The following is an 18,896-nucleotide window of genomic DNA, read 5'->3' as shown; positions in this document are numbered from 1 at the left end:
TATCCCTACTAAGCCTTTACCAGGTATTGGGTGTAAACCTATTTTAGGACGTGTCACGCCCATAAAAAAAGCCGGGCATCACTGCCCGGCTTTCGTATGATTGCCTTTGAGAAACTTACTGGGCGGTGGCGCCTTCTACCAGCACCGTCGCCTTGTTATTCAGCACCTCAACGAAGCCCCCCTCGATGGAGTAATGCTCCGCATGGCTCTTATCTTTCAGCACCTTCATTTTGCCTTTACCCAGGGCGGCAATCAGCGGAGCGTGGCGGTCCAGCACTTCGAAGGACCCGTCTACGCCCGGCAGCTGGATGCCGTATACTTCTCCTGTGTACAGCTTTCTTTCCGGTGTCAATATTTCCAATAACATGTTAATCGGTTTAGTGATGTCTGGGCTTATTTAGTAGCAGCCGCAAGCAGTTTCTTGCCTTTCTCGATAGCGTCGTCGATCGTACCTACCAGGTTGAACGCCGCTTCCGGATACTCGTCCACTTCGCCGTCCATGATCATGTTGAAGCCGCGGATGGTCTCCTCGATGGGAACCAGTACGCCTTTCAGACCGGTGAACTGTTCAGCTACGTGGAAGGGCTGGGAGAGGAAACGCTCCACGCGACGGGCACGGGATACGGTCAGTTTGTCCTCGTCGCTCAACTCGTCCATACCCAGGATCGCGATGATGTCTTGCAGCTCCTTGTAGCGCTGGAGGATCATTTTCACGCGCTGTGCGGTGTTGTAGTGAGATTCGCCCACGATAGCAGGGGTAAGGATACGGCTGGTGGAATCCAGGGGATCCACAGCGGGATAGATACCCTTATCCGCAATCTTACGGGAAAGTACCGTGGTCGCGTCAAGGTGGGAGAAGGTAGTAGCCGGAGCAGGGTCGGTCAAGTCATCCGCCGGTACGTATACCGCCTGTACGGAGGTAATGGAACCGTTTTTGGTGGATGTGATACGTTCCTGCATCAGGCCCATTTCAGTGGCCAGGGTGGGCTGGTAACCTACGGCGGAGGGCATACGGCCCAGCAGCGCGGATACTTCGGAACCTGCCTGGGTGAAACGGAAGATGTTATCTACGAAGAACAGGATGTCACGACCGCTGCCGGCAGTGCCGTCGCCATCACGGAAGTATTCCGCCATGGTGAGGCCGGAAAGGGCCACACGGGCACGGGCTCCGGGAGGTTCGTTCATCTGGCCGAACACGAAGGTAGCCTGGGAGTTCTTCAGTTCGTTCTGGTCTACAGCGGACAGATCCCAGCCGCCGTGTTCCATGGATTCTTTAAACTTGTCGCCATAACGCACGATGTTCGCTTCGATCATCTCGCGCATCAGGTCATTACCCTCACGGGTACGCTCACCTACACCGGCGAATACGGACAGACCGGCGTGGCCTTTCGCGATGTTGTTGATCAGCTCCTGGATGAGTACGGTTTTACCCACACCCGCACCGCCGAACAGACCAATCTTACCACCTTTCGCGTAAGGCTCGATCAGGTCGATTACCTTGATACCGGTAAACAACACCTCGGTGTCGGTTGCCAGGTCCTCGAAACGGGGAGGCATCCGGTGGATCGGAGCACCATTGGTAGCGTCCAGCTGGCCGAGACCGTCGATAGCCTCACCCACCACGTTGAACAAACGGCCTTTAATGGCATCACCGGTAGGCATTTTGATGGGACCGCCCTTGTCGGTCACATTCATACCGCGTACCAGACCCTCGGTAGAGTCCATAGCCACGGTGCGAACGCTGTCCTCGCCCAGGTGTTGCTGCACCTCCAGAATTACCTTCTGGCCGTTATCACGGGTGAGCTCGAGCGCGTTATAAATTTCCGGCAATTTTCCTTCAAAATGCACGTCCACAACGGGACCGATGATTTGTTTGATCTTACCTGTATTAGGCATATTTGTTAGTTGTTTATAGTACGCAAGTAAAATGTGCTAATGCAAAATTTCGCGCAAAGGTAACAATTGAAGCCAGAAAACCCAAAATTCCGGGAATTTGATTTGGGGTGATTTTCGTCAGGTTTTACACCCCGGAACGATAAATATATACTAATTATACTCAATAAGTTGGCTTTTACGGATGGCCAGCATTATTTTTAGGGCCTAACACTCTTTATAATGCAAAACGATAAGCCCGTTCTCCCACGCCGCAAATTCCTCGGCACCCTCACGAAGGCCGGCCTCTTTGGCGCCGCCACCCTGGCCCCCGGAGCCCGCGCAGCCGCTACAGCCGTTTCGGCCCCCAACGCCGAAACCGCCGCCGACGCCCACGCCTTCCTCTGCCAGCCCTACCTCCAGCACCCCATGCCCGACGGCATGACGGTCATGTGGCTCAGCAACAAACCCACTTACTCCTGGGTGGAATACGGAGAAACCGAAGCCCTCGGCACCACGGCCCACCACGCCAGCGCCGGCATCGTCGACTCCTATAACAACCTCCACCGCATCCGCCTCTCCCACCTCAAACCCGGAACCACCTACCACTACCGGGTGCACTCCAAGGAGATCGTGGAATTCCGGCCCTATAAACTCACCTACGGCGACACCCTCGTCTCCGATATCCACACCTTCACCACGCCCGCCCTCAAACCGGCGGAAGCCTCCTGGCTCGTCATCAACGACATCCACGACCGCCCGGAAAGCATCCCCCACCTCACCGGCCTCGCCAAACAACCGTACGATTTCGTGTTCCTCAACGGCGATGTATTTGATTACCAGGAAGATGAGAAACAAATCATCGATCACCTACTCGCCCCCGCCGGCAAAGCCTTCGCCTCCAAAACACCCTTCATCTTCACCCGCGGCAACCACGAAACCCGTGGCAAATACCGCCGCGAACTGGCCAATTACTTCGACGGCGGCTATATTTTCGACCGCGCCTGGGGCCCCGTCCACTTCACCGTCCTCGATACCGGGGAAGACAAGCCCGACGACCACCCCGTGTACGCCGGCATCGTCAACTTCGATGAATACCGCCGCCAACAGGCCGAAAACCTGAAAAAGATCGTCGCCTCCCCGGCCTTCAAAAAAGCCAAATTCCGGGTCGTGATGATGCACATCCCGCATTATTATTCCGGCGACTGGCACGGCCCCACCCATTGTCGCGAAATGTTCGCGGATATCTTCGAGAAGGCGGGCATCGACCTCTTCATCGCCGGCCACACCCATAAAATGGGCATCCACCAGCCGGTGAAAGGGCAACATTCCTACCCCATCGTGATCGGCGGCGGCCCGAAAGACGGCAACCGCACCCTCATCCAGGTAAAAGCCACGGAAAAAGACCTGCAGCTCGTCATGCTGAAAGACGATGGCTCCGAGTTCGGGAAAGTAGACCTGAAAAGCAAACGATAAACTGCATAAACGTGAAAAGGGAGGCGCCATCGCAGGCAGCCTCCCTTTTTCTATATATGATGATTGCTTATCTGAGCGTGTCCGCCGGTTTGGCTTTGGGAACGCAGGCCCAGGGGTCCTCATCCCCGGGAACCACCCTTTTATCCGCCGACCAGCAGAAGTTCATGGGCTGGCTTGTGACGCTCACCAGCCGGATGTTCACCTTCGTCCCTTTCCGGGAATTGCTGGCCTGGATCGTCCTGCTGCCTTTTTCGGGGATATTGTGAATGGTGTAAGGTTCCGATTTGAAGACGCTGCCATTCCCGCGGAGGTATTCCACCATTACCACGGCATTGTCCAGCGCGTATTCCGTCTGGTTCCGCAAAGTGATTTCCAGGTTGCGGATACCGCCCAGGAATCCGGTCTTGTAATCCCCGGTATGCAGGGTGATGTATTGTTTCCAGTTGCGGCGGAAATATTCACGGCGGTCCACGAAAGTGGCCTGCATCTGCAACTGCATGTCTTTCCGGTCGGCAATCTGTTGCGTGGTGCGGTTGCTGAGGGTGAGGCGGTCTTTCAGTTCCTGGTTCTCCCGGATCAGCCCGGCATTCACGCGCAACAAGGTACGGGCGCGGTTCTGGTCGTGGCAGGATTTGATGCCCAGGGCCACGGCCACCACGGATAAAGCGGCGATTATAATCCAATTTGGACGCATATCCCCGCTTATAGAAAAAATAATGCCGGATTTTCATAGCGAAAACCCGGCTTCGTCTGGTATATGGCTCCGTTTTTAGTCTTCGTCGAACTCGTACCGGATCTTTTCGTTCTTCTCGAAATCATACAGCGTCAGCCGGCGGAGGGTGTAGTAATTGTTCCAGAAGTTGCGCAGGGCGTTGATGAACGACTGCGAGGCCTGGTCTTTTTCCTGCTGCGCGAGGTTGAGGTCGGTGATACTGATTTTACCGATGAGGTAACGCTGCTTGGTGATCTCGTACCGCAGCCCGGCGATGGTATCGGCCTTCGCGGCGCTGGCCAGCACGCGTTTCTGGATATTGAACTGCTGGGTTTGCAGGAATACTTCCTGCTCGAATTTCCTTTCTTCCTGCTGCACGTCGATCTCGATGAGGTCGCGGTTGGCTTTCGCCTGGCGGACCCTGTTGCGGGCGCGCCCCCAGTCCATGATCGGGATACCCACGCCTACGCTGAGGTTCTGCTGCACTTCGCCCCCGGCATACGCCTGCCGCAGCTTTTCGTCGCTGTTCCGCTGCCCCAGCTGCGCCTGCAGGTTGAATTCGTACCCGTTGTATGCCTTGGCCGCGGCGACATCCCGGTTCGCTTCCAGCCGGCGGCGGCGGAACTCCAGCACGCTCTGGCGGTTGCTCCCGGCTTCGGCCACGGCTTTATCGAGGGGCACATCGAACTGCGGCACCTCGTCCGGCATCTCCAGTTTGATATCCGCGTCTTTCGGCATATTGAGGAAACGCTTCAGCTCCTGGTACGCCATTTCCAGCTGGAGGGTCGACTGCTCGAGGGTGTTGCGGGCGTTGAGCAAACTCAGTTCGATCTGCAGCAATTCGTTCTCCGCGATTTTCCCCAGGTCGAAGCGGCCTTTGGATATTTTATACAGCGTATCGGTGTTGTTCACGTTCTGCTGGTAGATCCTCACCTGCACCTGCGCCGTGAGCGCGGCAAAGAAATAAGAAGCCCCGTCGAGCCCCACCACTTCCAGGTCTTCCACATACTGCCGCTTGCTTTCGTCGTACGCGATCGGCGCGATCATCCGCTCCCAGCGGAACGGGTTGTACACGATCGACGGCTGGTTGTAGTTGATGGAAAACGGCGTGGCCAGGTAGTTCTGCGACGACATATCCCCGAACACATCGAAGCGGCTGAGATCGGAACGGACGGAAAAGGAGCCCCCGGTCCAGGGAACATTCTGCCGCAAACCAAGCCCCAGCGAAGTGTTGGACGTCTTCCTCCGGATATATTCAATCTTTCCATCCGGCTGCAGCACTTCCACCGTTTCGCCGAAAGGGCTGCTGCTGTTATTAAAATTCAATACCAGCTGCGGCATCTGCCCCGACCTGAAATACCGGTAAGCATACATCGAGTTCAGGGCGCGGCTCTGGGCGCGGTAATACGACGGCGAGTTGCGCTGCGCCATCGCGATCACTTCTTTCAGCTTCAGCGACTGCTGCGCCTTCGCCGCAGGTATAAGGGTAGCCGCCGACATGGCGGACAGGATTACTTTTTTAAGCATGGCGTAAACATTCAATTGGGTTCTGGTTGGCGGCCTTCCGTGCGGGGGAAATCCCGAAGATCAGTCCCACGGAGGATGCCAGCACAAAGGATAAAAGGATGGATATAGCGGAAATGATGGTTTTGATGTCTGCGACCTTATCCACGAAATACGCACCGGCCACGCCGAGCAATATCCCGATAATGCCGCCGCAAAGGCTGATCAGCACGGCTTCAAAAAGAAACTGCATGACGATGTCCGTCTTCTGCGCGCCCAGCGCCATGCGGATGCCGATCTCTTTGGTCCGTTCCAGTACAGACGCCAGCATGATGTTCATGATCCCGATACCGCCCACCAGCAGCGATATCCCCGCGATGGCGCTCAGTACGATATTGAACACGTCTTTCGTTTTCTGCTGCTGCTTGAGGAGCTGCTCCGGGATCGAAACTTCGAAATCCTCCACATCCGAATGCCGCCGTTTCAGCATCCGGGATATAATGCCGGCCGATTCGGTGAGCTGCTCCGGGTCGCGGACCTTCACGATCAGCTGGTCCAGCTGATGAATGGGCGGCGGGTTGTTGTTCCGCTCCCAGCGGTTCTCCGATATGCGGAAAGCGGGGTTGCGGTAACGGAGCACGGCCGTCTGGATGGGGATATAAACGTCCATGTTGTAATCGCGGATGCCGAGGTTTTCTTTCGTGGCGCTGCTGATGAGTTTTTCGTCGGTCACCCCGATCACGCGGAGCCATTGCTGGCCACATTTGATGTCTTTGCCGATCGGGTCTTCCGACAGAAAGAACTTCCGTTTTACCCCGGCGCCGATGATGCAGACGCCTTCGCCTTTCGACAACTGCTCTTCGTTGAACATCCGGCCTTCTGACAAGCCGATGTTGTTCAGCAGGAAGAAGGACGGCTCCACGCCCACGGTCTTGAGTTTCCTGCTTTTGCTTTTATAGATGATGTCCTGGTCGAGGATCATTTCCGCGCTGATGGCTTCCACGGTGGGCACCATCCGCAGGATCGAATGCGCATCGGCCAGGGTGAGGCCTTTGGAGAACTTGGCTTTCTTTTCCTGTCCGTTCGTTTTCTTTTCTTCCGCGTCATCCGTCCCTTCTTTTTCCTCATTTTCTTTCTTTTCCGTAACGGGTTTGATGACGATATTATTGACGCCGACCAGTTTCATCTGGTTCATGATTTCTTCCTTGGCTCCCCGGCCGATGGCCAGCATGGCGATCACGGCGCCTACGCCGAAGATGATGCCCAGTGCGGTGAGGAACGAGCGCAGCCGGTTGGCCACGAGGGAATCCAGCGCGATGCGCAGGTTGTTGCTATTGCGGGTACCCCATAATTGCTGCATGTGTGGCGGGTTTGAGCGTTATTGAATGGGGAGGATGGCATTATCTTTCGCGGATGCCGGTTCCGACATGAAGACTTCGTCTCCTGCCGCCAGTCCTTTTTCCACGATCACCACTTCGTCGTTGCTCTTGCCCAGCGCCACTTCCCGCTTCTCGATCATATTGCCGCGGCGGATGTACACGTAGCTTTTCGACTTCTCGCTGAACACGCTTTCCAGCGGGATGGTCAGTTTGTCGGGAACTTCGTTGATGAGGATATTGTTGGAGGTGGTCATCCCTGGTTTGAGGATAGAGTCCACCTTTTCGAGCTTGATCATCACTTCAAATACCTTCGCATTGGAGCCGGGGCGGTTTTCGCCGATGTTGGCCACGGAGGTCACGGTGCCGGAGAGTTTCACTTCAGGAAATGCGTCGAGGCCCATGGACACGGATTGTCCTTTTTTGATCTTGCTGATATCCACTTCGTTGATGTACGTTTTGGAAAGCATGCTGCTGAGATCGGGGAGCATGGCGAGGTTGGGGTCCCAGCTGCGGATGGAGGAGCCGGATTTCTTCTTGCCGCCCTGCGACCAGTCGGGCACGTATACCAGCAGCCCGTTTTTAGGGGCTTTGATGGTGAATTTGCTTTTCAGGTCTTCGAGGTTGTTGAGGTTATTTTGATGGCGGGCCACGTCGCGGTTGGCCTGTTCCATCTTGGCGATGCTTTGGCGTTCTTTGATGCGGTGTTTTTCCTCCAGCTGTTCGAGATCGCGTTTCGCCTTATCGAGATCGAGCTCGGCCTGGCGGATGGTGGCCGGGGGCTCATATTTGCTCAGTTGCAGGGCAATCTGTTTCTGTTCGAGGGTGAAATACATATTGGTGATGCCATCCCGCGATTCGCGGAGCTGCAGCGTGGTGTCGAGGGCGGTTTGGGAAAGGGTGGTTTGCGCGCGGTCGAGCTCCATGCGCACATCCCCGATCTTTTTATTGACGACGGCGGCGTCCAGTGTGGCGATGTAATCCCCTTCCTTCACGGTAATGCCTTCGGCCACCATATCCTGGATTTTGACATCTTCATAGATTTGATTCGCCTGGAGGGGCGGCGCCTGGATATAGACGGTATTTTCGGCCATGAGCTCACCGGGGCTGGCCACGATGTCGCGGAACATGTCCTTTTTGACGGTGGCGCGGGCACCGGGGCCATCGGCCTTCTTGCCGAATACGAAATAGCCACCCAGGGCGCAAACAAACAGGAGAGCGGCGAGGAGCCACCATTTTTTCTTTAGCATAGCGGAGCGTGTGTGGTATGAGTCAAGGGTATAATGCTGTGTATAGTTCAGGTATCAATTGCGTATTCCGCCCCTGGCGGCTTTATCGGGATGCACGGGTTCTGTTATTCCATAAAAATAACCGTGGAAAGCTAAACGAAAAGTTAATTGTTTCGAAGGATGGGATTCGCATTTTCAAACGGGATTAAACCGGGACAGACAGGATTTTCCTCACATTACGCATCAAAAATTGCCCGGATGAATAACGGAATCCAATATATTTTATTTTTGCACCCATGGCCCAGATGAAAATTATACCTGTAAAAGATGAAAAAACGGCGCGGGCATTCCTCGACGTACACGTGCAGCTGAATAAAGACAAGGAAGGATGGATTCAACCGCTGGACAAAGACATCGAAGATATTTTCGACCCGGAGAAGAACAAGGCATTCCGTTTCGGGGAAGCCGTCCGCTGGGTGATGACCGACGCATCGGGCAGGCTTACGGGCCGTATAGCCGCGTTCGTCAACAAGCGGTATAAGACCATGGGCGACGAATTCCCCGTGGGCGGAGCCGGATTTTTCGACTGTGTAGACGACCAGCAGGCCGCCAACCTGCTGTTCGACACGGCGAAGGCCTGGCTCGCGGAAAAGGGTATGGAAGCGATGGACGGGCCCATCAATTTCGGGGACCGGGACCGCTGGTGGGGGCTGCAGGTGGAAGGTTTTGTGAACCCGCCCTTCGGGATGGCTTACAATCCGCCTTATTACAAGGCCCTGTTCGAGAATTACGGATTTCAGCCTTTCTTCCACCAGATATGCTTCGGGCTGGATGTGCAAACCACCCTGCAGGGCAAGTTCCACTCCCGGCATGCCACCATTGCGGCAGACCCGGCTTTTTCGGCCCGGCACCTCAAAAAAGACCAGCTGGAAAAGTACGCGACCGATTTCGTGACCGTGTACAATAAAGCCTGGGCTGGTCACGGGGGGAATAAGGAAATGAGCCGCGAACAGGCGATCCTGATTTTCCGGAAAATGAAGCCGGTGATGGACGAGGAGGTGATCTGGTTCGTGTACCATAACGAAGAACCGGTCGCTTGCTGGCTCAACCTGCCCGACCTCAACCAGTATTTCAAGCATATGGGCGGCAAATTCGGCCTGTTGCAGAAGTTGCAGTTCCTCTGGCTGAAGATGACCGGTGCCTGCCGGAAGTTCACCGGGCTGGTATTCGGCGTGGTGCCGGAATTCCAGGGGAAGGGCGTGGATTCGTATATGATCGTGGAAGGGGCGAAGGTCATCCAGGCCCGGAAGCGGTACGACGACTACGAAATGCAATGGGTGGGCGACTGGAACCCCAAGATGCTCAATGTGGCCGAAAGCCTGGGCGGGTTCCACAGCCGGAAGCTGACGACCTACCGCTACCTGTTCGACCGGCAGCGGGAGTTCCACCGGCATCCCTTCCTCCAATAAAACGACATTTACTGAAACCGGCCGCTATGGCCGGTTTTCGTTTTCCTACTTTTTACTTCCTGTTTTTTGCGTTACTTTCGGCTTTTGGAAAGGAGCGACTCCCACATGGAAAATTTTATTGTATCGGCCCGCAAGTACCGCCCGCAGAACTTCTCTACGGTGGTAGGGCAAGCCCACATCACTACCACTCTCAAGAATGCCATCCGCAACAACCAGCTGGCGCATGCCTTCCTGTTTTGCGGACCCAGGGGCGTGGGTAAAACCACCTGCGCCAGGATCCTCGCCAAAACCATCAACTGCGAGAATCTCCAGCCCGACGGGGAAGCGTGCGACAAATGCGACTCCTGCCGGACCTTCAACGATGGCGCTTCCTTTAACATCCACGAACTTGACGCCGCCTCCAACAACTCGGTCGACGATATCCGGACCCTGGTAGACCAGGTCCGTTTCGCGCCGCAGGCAGGCAAATACAAGATATATATCATCGATGAGGTGCACATGCTCAGCTCGTCGGCCTTCAACGCGTTCCTGAAAACGCTGGAAGAGCCGCCGTCGTACGCCATCTTCATCCTCGCCACTACTGAAAAGCACAAGATCCTTCCCACGATCCTGTCGCGTTGCCAGATCTTCGATTTCCGGAGGATCACGATACAGGACACGGTAGACCATTTACAGGATATCGTTTCCAAAGAACAGCTTTCCGCCGAGGCGGACGCCCTGCACCTCATCGCCCAGAAGACAGACGGCTGCATGCGCGATTCCCTCAGTACGCTCGACAAGATCGTGAGCTTTACGGGCGGGCAGCTGACGTATCAAAACACCCTTGAGCACCTCAACATCCTCGATTACGACTACTTCTTCCGGATCATGGAAGGGGTGCTGGTCCAGGATATCGCGGGCTCGCTGCTGATATTCGACGAGATCCTGCAGAAGGGTTTCGAGGGCGACAACTTCCTGGGCGGGCTAGCCGAATTCCTGCGTAACCTGTTGGTTTGCAAGGACGAGAAGGTGCTCCACCTCATGGAAGTGTCCGCCAACCTGAAAGACCGTTACCGCCAGATGAGCGGCCGCCTGAGTGCGCCATACATCGTGACGGCCCTGCAATTGCTGAACGACACCGAGATCGGTTACCGCATGGCGCGGAACAAGCGCCTCCATGTGGAGATGGCGCTGATCCGGCTGTGTTACCTGCAGCAGGCCGTAACGCTTGTCAGCAATGAGCAGACGGGCGAAGTGGTAAAAAAAAACTTGATTCCTGAAGGCACTCCCCAGCGCCTGAGGGCTCCCCTCCCCACGCCGGTTTACGGCAAACCGGCTACCAGCAAAACGATCACACCGCCTGAACCGCGGCTGACCATAGAATCCGGCGCTGCGCAACCCGCGCAGGCCAGCGCCCCGGCTCCGGCTGCACCGAAGCCCGCACCCGCACCCGCTCCTGCACCGGTCCCGGTAACGGCTCCGCCGCCGGCAGCGAGTGCTCCCCGGCCCGCAGGGCCCGGCAATGGCGGGGCAGCGGCGCCCAAGCTGACGGGCCTGGCAGCCATGAAACAAGCCCTGGCGGCCAGGCAGCAGCAGCAGGCGGATGTTCCCAAAGAATCCATCCCCCTTACGGCAGGCGCGGTAGCCGTGTACTGGGACGAGTTCATCGACCGGTTCCGGCAGGCCAATAAAATGACGGTGGTGGGCAACCTCCAGCTGGCGCAAACCGAGCTGGTGGGGCCCGAAGAGATCCGGATCACCAGCAGGAACATCGTGCAGTACCGGTTTATGGAAGAAGAGAAGCTGGAGATCTCCGAGTTCTTCAAGCAGAAATTCCGGAATAAAGACCTGGTGCTGACCCTTTTGCTCGACGAATCGCGGCAGACGGAGGTGGATACCGGGCCGGAGCCTTTGTCCAGCAAGCAACAATTTGCACGGATGCTGGAAAAATACCCCCTGGTAAAGGAACTGAGAGACCGGTTGAACATGGAATTGGATTTTTAACGTAACATCCCATTGGGAACGACTATTTTTAAACTCCCGCACACTGCATCCTTTGCGTTTTTGCGCAAAAACTTGTAGGTTTGGGCAAAATTTCGAAGAAACACTATGGCAGAAGTTATCAGAATGCCCCTTTTAAGTGATACGATGACAGAAGGGGTGATTGCGGAATGGCATAAAAAGGTAGGCGATACCGTAAAGGCGGACGATGTAATTGCCGAAGTGGAAACCGACAAGGCTACCATGGAGGTGATGCCCTATGTGGACGGTACGCTGTTATATATTGGCGTGGAAAAAGGCAAAGCCGCAAAGGTGAATGAAGTGATTGCCATTGTAGGCAAGCCCGGGGAAGATTTCAAATCCCTCCTGGGTGATGGTGGTGCGCAGACAGCAGCAGCCGCTCCCGCCCCCAAAGCCGAAGCAGCCGCTCCCGCAGCTGCCGCAGCTCCGGCGGTGGATAAAGCCGCGCTGGACGCAGCCCTGAAAGATGCGACCGTTATCCGCATGCCGCTCCTGAGCGACACCATGACCGAAGGAAAGATCGTGGCATGGAACAAGAATGTGGGCGACGCCGTAAAATCTGATGACGTTCTCGCTGAAGTGGAAACCGACAAGGCGACCATGGAAGTGATCGGATATGCCGACGGCACCCTGCTGCATATCGGGGTACCCGCCGGTGAAGTAGCCAAAGTGAATGGTATTATCGCCATCGTAGGCAAGAAAGGCGCCAATGTAGACGCTATTCTCGCAGCCGAACAAGGTGGCGGATCTTCCGCAGCTCCCGCAGCCGCACAGCCCGAAGCCGCTCCCGCAGCTGCTGCAGCACCCGCCGCCGCCGCGCCCGCCGCTTCTTCTGCCGACGGCCGCGTAAAAGCATCCCCCCTGGCCCGCAAGCTGGCTGAGGACAAAGGGATCGATATCAACCAGGTGACAGGTTCCGGCGACAATGGCCGTATCGTAAAACGCGACGTAGACGCTTTCGTTCCCGGAAAATCCGCTCCTGCGGCGGCCCCGGCAGCAGCGCCCGCCGCTGGCGCGCCCGCTCCGCAGGTGGCAGCCTTTGCACCCGTTGGGCAGGAAAGCTTCAACGAGGTACCGGTTAGCCAGATGCGTAAAGCCATCGCCCGCCGCCTGAGCGAGTCCAAGTTCCAGGCGCCGCACTTCTACCTGACCATGGAAATCAACATGGACAATGCCATGGCCGCCCGCGAAGCCATCAATAAAATCTCTCCCGCCAAGGTTTCCTTCAACGATATGGTCATCAAAGCCTGCGCGATGGCCCTCCGCCAGCATCCTGACGTGAACAGCAGCTGGAGGGGCGACGTGATCCGTTACAACCAGCACATCCACATCGGCTCGGCCGTGGCAGTGGAAGAAGGGCTGATCGTTCCGGTGATCCGCTTCGCGGACCAGAAGAGCTTCTCCCAGATCGCTGCGGAAGCCAAATCCCTGGCCGATAAAGCCAAGAACAAGAAACTCCAGCCCAACGATTACGCCGGCAATACTTTCACGGTTTCCAACCTGGGTATGATGGGTATCGAGGAGTTCACCGCTATCATCAATTCTCCCGACTCCGCCATCCTCGCGGTTGGTGCGATCAAGGAAATCGTGGTAGCCGATAAAGGACAGTTCAAAACCACCAACGTGATGAAGGTGACCCTCAGCTGCGACCACCGCACGGTGGACGGCGCCGTAGGAGCCCGCTTCCTCGTTACCGTGAAGAACTTCCTGGAGAACCCGGTGAACATGCTGGTATAACCAGAAAATAAGACAACTGCCATACAGCGCCTCCCAGACCGGGAGGCGCTTTTTTTAACCGGATTTTCACAAAGTTTTGAAAGTTCAATAACTTATCCTACATTTGAAATATGAAATTGCCAGAAGCCAAAGCGCAGTTTATCCAGACATGGGGATTGTTGGGCGCCCAGTGGGGCGTGAACCGGACCATGGCCCAGATACATGCGCTGCTGCTGATCGCTCCCGAGCCCATGAGTGCGGAAGATATTATGTCGGGCCTCGACATCTCGCGCGGTAACGTGAATATGAACGTGCGGGAACTGATGAATTGGGGGATCGTGGAAAAAGTACTTGTGCCCGGCGAAAGGAAGGAGTTTTTCGTAGCCGAGAAAGATATCTGGAAAGTGGGTACCGCCATCGCACGTGAGCGTAAAAAGCGCGAACTGGACCCGATTTTGAAAGTCCTGCTGCAACTCAGCAAGGTGGACGGGGATCCGAAAGACAAGCATGTCCGCGCTTTCCGTGAAACCATGCAGAACATCCAGAAGTTCGCCCACCAGACGGACGCGGCGCTGAATGCGTTCATCAAGTCGGAGGAAAACTGGTTCTACAGCACCCTTATGAAAGTGATCCGTTAATTTTTTTGTGAAGTTCCACGATGAGGAAATTGCACAACATTATATTTCAGTATTTTCAGGAATTTCTAAAACTAAGTATAATAAACGTATTGTCAACGCCGGCGGGCGCCGGTTTTATCGGGAAAGGACGGGTGGAGGAATGGGGAGCGAACAACTTCATCGTTGTACCAACCCCGGAACAGCCGGCGCCCACGGCGCATGGCAATACGCGCTAAAATCAGACTAACATGCCGTGGAGCCGGCGGGGCCTGTTCCCCCAACAGGGCCGATAAACCGGTGCCGGAAAAGTTACACGGATAATAATTGTCCCCGGCTTGCCGTATACCTCCATGCTGCAGCACCGGCCAGATCCGGTTCGTAATACGGGGTGGTACAACTTTTGCGCACCATTCCGCGGAAGCTTAACTTTACGATATGAATACACCCAAACACACGGTTGTGCTGGGCGCGTCGCCCAATCCCCAGCGGTACGGATACCTTGCCGTGACACGGCTCCTCGCCCACGGGCACCCCGTGACAGCCATCGGCAAGCGCGCAGGCACCATCGGCGATACCCCGATCCTCGAAGAACACCCCTCGTTGCCCGACGTGGACACTGTGACGCTTTACCTCAACCCGATGAACCAGGTGCAGTATTACGATTACATTATCAGCCTCAAACCAAAACGCATCATCTTTAACCCCGGCACCGAAAACCCGGAGCTGGAAGCCCTCGCGCGAGAGAACAATATCATCCCCCAGCAAGCCTGTACGCTCGTGATGCTCAGCACCGGGCAATACTGATTGTCACAATCCACACGATTTCCCCAAACCGCACATCCGCCTGCCGGAGCATTTCCCGCTGCAGTATATTTTCGTATATTCGGATAATTTCCAATTACATCCCGTTAACCCTTACAGACCGGCACAAAGACTATCAGCAAGGCATCTCGTTTACGCATTACCGTTAAAACATTCCTGTATGAAATGGAGAAGATTCAATGGTGAGCCAATTCACCTGCCCATCAAGGAGGAAGTGCGGCGTGCCATCGTCCGGGAAACCGGGCGCGGGCACCGGTTAAAGGTTTGCATCGGCACCGACTCGCAGGTCAAGGGCCTGGAAACGGAATTCGCCACCGTCATCGTGTTCCTCCGGGAAGGGCACGGCGGGTTCATGTTCATTCACAACGAAAAAACGCGGGACGTTTACTCCATAAAGGAGCGGATGCTCGTGGAAGTGGCGCGCAGCATCGAGATCGCTTACGAATTGTGCGACCTGTTCACCGATTACGATGTGGACATGGAAGTGCATGCGGACATCAACACCAATCCGCAGTTCAAGAGCAACCTCGCCCTGCGCGAAGCCATGGGCTACATCCTCGGGATGGGCTTTGCCTTCAAAGCCAAGCCGGAGGCCTTCGCCAGCAGCTCCTGCGCCAACAAGATCGTGAATTAGGCGATGCCCTGGAACCGGGCGTTCATTTCCTCGATAAATGCCAGGATCTGATCGCGGCCCGACTTCTTAACCGTTGAAGTAACATAGCTTGCGGGCAGGAACTGCCAGGTTTCGCGCAGCTTGTTAAGGAATGCTTTCGTATTACGGCTGGTTTCCAGCTGCGTATTTTTGTCTGCCTTTGTGAACACGATCTGGAACGGGATGTTCCACTCCCCCAGCTGGTTGATGAAATCGATATCGAGCTTTTGCGGCGTATGCCGGCTGTCGACCAGCACAAACACATTCATGAGATTGGGCCTTTTGCGGAGATAATCCTCGATCATCCGTTCCCACGACTTCCGCTGGCTCTGCGACACTTTCGCGAAGCCATACCCCGGCAAATCCACCAAATACCATTGATTATTGATCAGGAAGTGGTTGATCAGCTGCGTTTTACCCGGCGTTCCGGAGGTTTTCGCGAGTTTTTCCCTGCTGGTCAGCAAGTTGATCAGGCTCGACTTCCCGACGTTGGAACGGCCGATGAAAGCGTATTCCGGTTTGTCGGCCACGGGGCATTTTTGCCAGTCGACGTTGCTGATGAGGTATTCTGCAGATTTGATCACCATAATTTTTCCATTTGCGGCCCCTCTGTTACCTTTGCCCCATTATGACGAGCAAAGACGTACAGAAAGTGGTTCCTTTTGAAGGGTCAAAATTAAGCAAGAAGGAGCAGATGGCCAGCATGTTCAATGATATTGCCGGCCGCTACGATTTCATGAACCATTTCATGAGCCTCGGGATCGACGTCTGGTGGCGGAAAGTGGCCCTCCGGAAACTGAAGCCCCTGGCCCCCAAAACTTTGCTCGACGTAGCCACAGGCACCGGCGACGTGGCCATTATGGCCCAAAAGATGCTCAACCCCGACCGTATCACCGGCATCGATATCTCCGAAGGCATGCTCGAAATCGGCCGGGAGAAAGTGGCGAAAGCCGGCTTCAGCGATAAAATCACCCTCCAGACCGGCGATTCCGAAACAATAAGTTTTCCCGATGCAACGTTTGATGCCATAACGGCGGCTTTCGGCGTCCGGAACTTCGAGAACCTGGAAAAAGGCCTCGGCGAAATGTGCAGGGTCCTGAAGCCCGGCGGCATGGCCGTTATCCTCGAATTCTCCAACCCGACAGCTTTCCCCGTCAAACAATTATATAATTTTTATTTTCGTTATATTACGCCCACGATCGGCAAATTGGTAGCCCGCAACAAAGCGGCCTATTCTTATTTGCCCAGTTCAGTGAAAGAGATGCCGCAAGGCCAGGAGATGTGTGATATCCTTAAAAAAGTTGGTTTTCAAGACGTTACATGCAAAACGCTTACTTTCGGGATTTGTTCCGTTTACTGCGCCACCCGCTAGCGCTGGCCGTCTTCTTCCTGGCAGCCCTCCCGGCAAGGGCGCAGCTCAATATGGAAGAGCACGACAGCAAACCCTATTATTTCGGGATCACCCTGGCCGTCAACCAAAGCCACCTGCGCCTCACGCACAGCGACATCTTCCTGCACCAGGATTCCATCATGGTCGCCGAACCGCTTAAAACCATCGGCTTCAACGTTGGCCTGCTGGCCAACCTGCGGTTCAACCACCGGTTCGACCTCCGCTTCAACCCGCAGCTGTTCTTCGCCAATAAAAACCTCTCCTACAAAGAGAATTACCCGGAACGGATGACCGAGAAGAAAGTCGAGTCCATCACGGCTTCCTTCCCCCTGCAGATCAAATTCAAATCCGACCGTATCGGCAACCTCCGCGTCTATACGATCGCCGGAATGAAACTGGATTACGACCTGGCGTCCAATAAAGGGCTCCGCCGGGCGGAAGACCTCGTAAAAATCAACAAAACCGCCTACGGATATGAACTGGGCGCAGGGTTCGAAATTTATTTCCCCTCCTTCATCTTCACCCCTGAATTCAAGATCAGCAACGGTTTGAACGACGTACACGTGAAAGATCCCAATCTCCGGTACTCCCGCGTCATCGACCAGCTCAACACCCGCACCATCGTGTTTTCCATCCATCTGCAAGGGTAAAATATTTACCTTTGCGGCATGCAAAACACCATTATCAAGAATATATCCATCGTTAACGAGGGTACTACCACCGTGGCAGACGTCCTCATCCGCAACGGCCGTATCGGGAAAATCGCGCCGCAGATCGGAGACGCCGGCCATGAGATCGACGGCACCGGCAAGCACCTGCTGCCCGGCGTGATCGACGACCAGGTGCACTTCCGCGAACCGGGCCTCACCCATAAGGCGGACATCCGCCACGAAGCCAGGGCCGCCGTAGCCGGAGGCACCACTTCCTTCATGGAAATGCCCAACACCAAACCCGAAGCCACCACCCAGGAACGCCTCGAAGAGAAATACGACATCGCGGCGCGTACATCCCTGGCCAATTACAGCTTCTTCATGGGCGTGGCCAACGATAATCCCGAAGAAGTCCTGAAAACCAATTCAAAAAAAGACCGCGTTTGCGGCGTGAAGATCTTCATGGGATCTTCCACCGGCAACATGCTCGTCGATAATTACCTGACGCTGGAGAAGATCTTCGGGCAAACGGAGCTCCTCATCGCCACGCACTGCGAAGACGAAAAGATCATCCGCCACAACATGGAGGAATTCAAAAAAGCGAAAGGCGACCAGCTCACCGCGGCCGATCACCCCCTGATCCGCAACGAGGAAGCCTGCTTCGAATCTTCGCTGGTGGCCATCCAGTTCGCCAAGAAACATAATTCCCGCCTGCATATCCTGCACATCTCCACCGAGAAGGAACTGCAGCTCTTCAGCAATATGCTGCCCCTGTCCGAAAAGCGCATCACGGCTGAAGTTTGCGTGCACCACCTATGGTTCACGGCCGACGATTATGCGCATTACGGCAACCTCATCAAATGCAATCCCGCCATCAAAGCGCCGCACCACCGCGAAGCCCTGTGGCAAGGCCTGCTGGACGACCGGCTGGACATTATCGCCACCGACCATGCGCCCCACACCTGGGACGAGAAGCAGCAGCCTTACCTGCAGGCACCCTCCGGCGTTCCGCTCGTACAGCACAGCCTGCTCATGATGCTCGAACAGGTACAGGCCGGCCGCTTCACCATCGAACAGCTCGTGCGCAAGATGAGCCACGCCCCGGCGGAATGCTTCCGCATCCGCGAACGCGGCTTCCTGCGCGAAGGGTACTGGGCCGACGCGGTGATCGTGGACCTGAACGCACAATCCCCCGTCTCCAAAAACAATATTTACTACAAATGCGGATGGAGCCCCTTCGAAGGGCATACCTTCCCCGCCGCCGTTACCCATACTTTCGTGAGCGGCCACCTCGCTTACGATAACGGCGTGTTCAACGAACAACAATGCGGTGAACGGCTGTTATTCAACGCCTGAGCATAAAAACGCGACCGATATACGAAGCGCCCCGGCACCGGGGCGCTCTTTTTTT

At 55.6% G+C, this 18,896-nt stretch carries 17 protein-coding genes; 10 read left to right on the top strand and 7 right to left on the bottom strand.

Features of this window, described 5'->3' with window-relative positions:
* Nucleotides 1–115: 115 nt before the first annotated feature.
* Together atpC and atpD are read right to left on the bottom strand one after the other, a co-directional pair.
* Nucleotides 116–367, bottom strand: a complete 252-nt coding sequence (gene atpC / locus Q0510_RS24655) for an ATP synthase F1 subunit epsilon (protein ID WP_298717958.1) — start codon at nucleotides 365–367, stop codon at nucleotides 116–118.
* A gap of 26 nt (nucleotides 368–393) precedes the next feature.
* Entirely contained in the window at nucleotides 394–1,896 is a 1,503-nt protein-coding gene (atpD, locus tag Q0510_RS24650) for a F0F1 ATP synthase subunit beta (protein ID WP_298717955.1), read from the bottom strand.
* A gap of 219 nt (nucleotides 1,897–2,115) precedes the next feature.
* Here atpD and Q0510_RS24645 point away from each other — a divergent pair, with 219 nt between their 5' ends.
* The gene (locus Q0510_RS24645) at nucleotides 2,116–3,348 is read left to right on the top strand and encodes an FN3 domain-containing metallophosphoesterase family protein (protein WP_298717952.1); all 1,233 of its coding nucleotides are present in this window, start codon (nucleotides 2,116–2,118) and stop codon (nucleotides 3,346–3,348) included.
* Nucleotides 3,349–3,415: 67 nt separating this feature from the next.
* Here Q0510_RS24645 and Q0510_RS24640 read toward each other — a convergent pair whose 3' ends face one another.
* The 4 genes from Q0510_RS24640 to Q0510_RS24625 all read right to left on the bottom strand — a co-directional run bounded on the left by Q0510_RS24640 (nucleotide 3,416) and on the right by Q0510_RS24625 (nucleotide 8,189).
* Nucleotides 3,416–4,042, bottom strand: coding sequence for a hypothetical protein (locus tag Q0510_RS24640; protein ID WP_298717949.1), 627 nt, complete (start codon nucleotides 4,040–4,042; stop codon nucleotides 3,416–3,418).
* Between the two features lie 75 nt (nucleotides 4,043–4,117).
* Nucleotides 4,118–5,587: a TolC family protein gene (locus Q0510_RS24635; RefSeq protein WP_298717946.1), complete on the bottom strand. Its 1,470-nt coding sequence runs from the start codon at nucleotides 5,585–5,587 to the stop codon at nucleotides 4,118–4,120.
* Nucleotides 5,580–6,923 carry an ABC transporter permease gene (locus tag Q0510_RS24630; RefSeq protein ID WP_298717944.1) on the bottom strand — a complete coding sequence of 448 codons (1,344 nt, stop codon included), beginning with the start codon at nucleotides 6,921–6,923 and terminating at the stop codon, nucleotides 5,580–5,582. Before Q0510_RS24630 ends, Q0510_RS24635 begins: the two co-directional genes overlap by 8 nt.
* An 18-nt stretch (nucleotides 6,924–6,941) precedes the next feature.
* Nucleotides 6,942–8,189, bottom strand: a complete 1,248-nt coding sequence (locus Q0510_RS24625) for an HlyD family secretion protein (RefSeq protein ID WP_298717941.1) — start codon at nucleotides 8,187–8,189, stop codon at nucleotides 6,942–6,944.
* A gap of 284 nt (nucleotides 8,190–8,473) precedes the next feature.
* On the opposite strand from Q0510_RS24625, the gene Q0510_RS24620 reads away from it, so the two are divergent.
* From Q0510_RS24620 to Q0510_RS24595, 6 genes are all read left to right on the top strand, one after another.
* Nucleotides 8,474–9,637 (top strand): hypothetical protein, encoded by a 1,164-nt coding sequence (locus Q0510_RS24620; protein WP_298717939.1) that lies wholly within the window; start codon nucleotides 8,474–8,476, stop codon nucleotides 9,635–9,637.
* Nucleotides 9,638–9,742: 105 nt separating this feature from the next.
* Complete coding sequence (locus Q0510_RS24615; RefSeq protein WP_298717936.1) at nucleotides 9,743–11,620, top strand: DNA polymerase III subunit gamma/tau; 1,878 nt, start codon at nucleotides 9,743–9,745, stop codon at nucleotides 11,618–11,620.
* Between the two features lie 105 nt (nucleotides 11,621–11,725).
* Nucleotides 11,726–13,375: a pyruvate dehydrogenase complex dihydrolipoamide acetyltransferase gene (locus tag Q0510_RS24610; RefSeq protein ID WP_298717933.1), complete on the top strand. Its 1,650-nt coding sequence runs from the start codon at nucleotides 11,726–11,728 to the stop codon at nucleotides 13,373–13,375.
* Between the two features lie 110 nt (nucleotides 13,376–13,485).
* Nucleotides 13,486–13,992, top strand: coding sequence for a MarR family transcriptional regulator (locus tag Q0510_RS24605; RefSeq protein WP_298717929.1), 507 nt, complete (start codon nucleotides 13,486–13,488; stop codon nucleotides 13,990–13,992).
* A gap of 414 nt (nucleotides 13,993–14,406) precedes the next feature.
* Nucleotides 14,407–14,775, top strand: a complete 369-nt coding sequence (locus Q0510_RS24600) for a CoA-binding protein (protein WP_298717927.1) — start codon at nucleotides 14,407–14,409, stop codon at nucleotides 14,773–14,775.
* 178 nt (nucleotides 14,776–14,953) lie between these two features.
* Nucleotides 14,954–15,427: a ribonuclease H-like YkuK family protein gene (locus Q0510_RS24595; RefSeq protein ID WP_298717924.1), complete on the top strand. Its 474-nt coding sequence runs from the start codon at nucleotides 14,954–14,956 to the stop codon at nucleotides 15,425–15,427.
* On the opposite strand, the gene yihA is transcribed toward Q0510_RS24595, so the two are convergent.
* Nucleotides 15,424–16,032, bottom strand: a complete 609-nt coding sequence (gene yihA, locus Q0510_RS24590) for a ribosome biogenesis GTP-binding protein YihA/YsxC (RefSeq protein ID WP_298717919.1) — start codon at nucleotides 16,030–16,032, stop codon at nucleotides 15,424–15,426. The genes Q0510_RS24595 and yihA overlap by 4 nt on opposite strands.
* A 41-nt stretch (nucleotides 16,033–16,073) precedes the next feature.
* On the opposite strand from yihA, the gene ubiE reads away from it, so the two are divergent.
* Genes ubiE through Q0510_RS24575 form a run of 3 tightly spaced genes read left to right on the top strand, consistent with a single transcriptional unit; the run spans nucleotide 16,074 to nucleotide 18,841 of the window.
* Nucleotides 16,074–16,817: a bifunctional demethylmenaquinone methyltransferase/2-methoxy-6-polyprenyl-1,4-benzoquinol methylase UbiE gene (ubiE, locus tag Q0510_RS24585; RefSeq protein WP_298717917.1), complete on the top strand. Its 744-nt coding sequence runs from the start codon at nucleotides 16,074–16,076 to the stop codon at nucleotides 16,815–16,817.
* Nucleotides 16,790–17,485 carry a porin family protein gene (locus Q0510_RS24580; RefSeq protein WP_298717914.1) on the top strand — a complete coding sequence of 232 codons (696 nt, stop codon included), beginning with the start codon at nucleotides 16,790–16,792 and terminating at the stop codon, nucleotides 17,483–17,485. Before ubiE ends, Q0510_RS24580 begins: the two co-directional genes overlap by 28 nt.
* An 18-nt stretch (nucleotides 17,486–17,503) precedes the next feature.
* On the top strand, nucleotides 17,504–18,841 hold the full coding sequence (locus tag Q0510_RS24575; RefSeq protein WP_298717911.1) for a dihydroorotase: 1,338 nt from the start codon (nucleotides 17,504–17,506) through the stop codon (nucleotides 18,839–18,841).
* The last annotated feature ends 55 nt before the right edge of the window (nucleotides 18,842–18,896 follow it).

It is taken from the genome of uncultured Chitinophaga sp. (assembly GCF_937874145.1).
GTDB lineage: Bacteria > Bacteroidota > Bacteroidia > Chitinophagales > Chitinophagaceae > Chitinophaga.
This window is presented reverse-complemented; position numbering and strand designations above follow the sequence as displayed.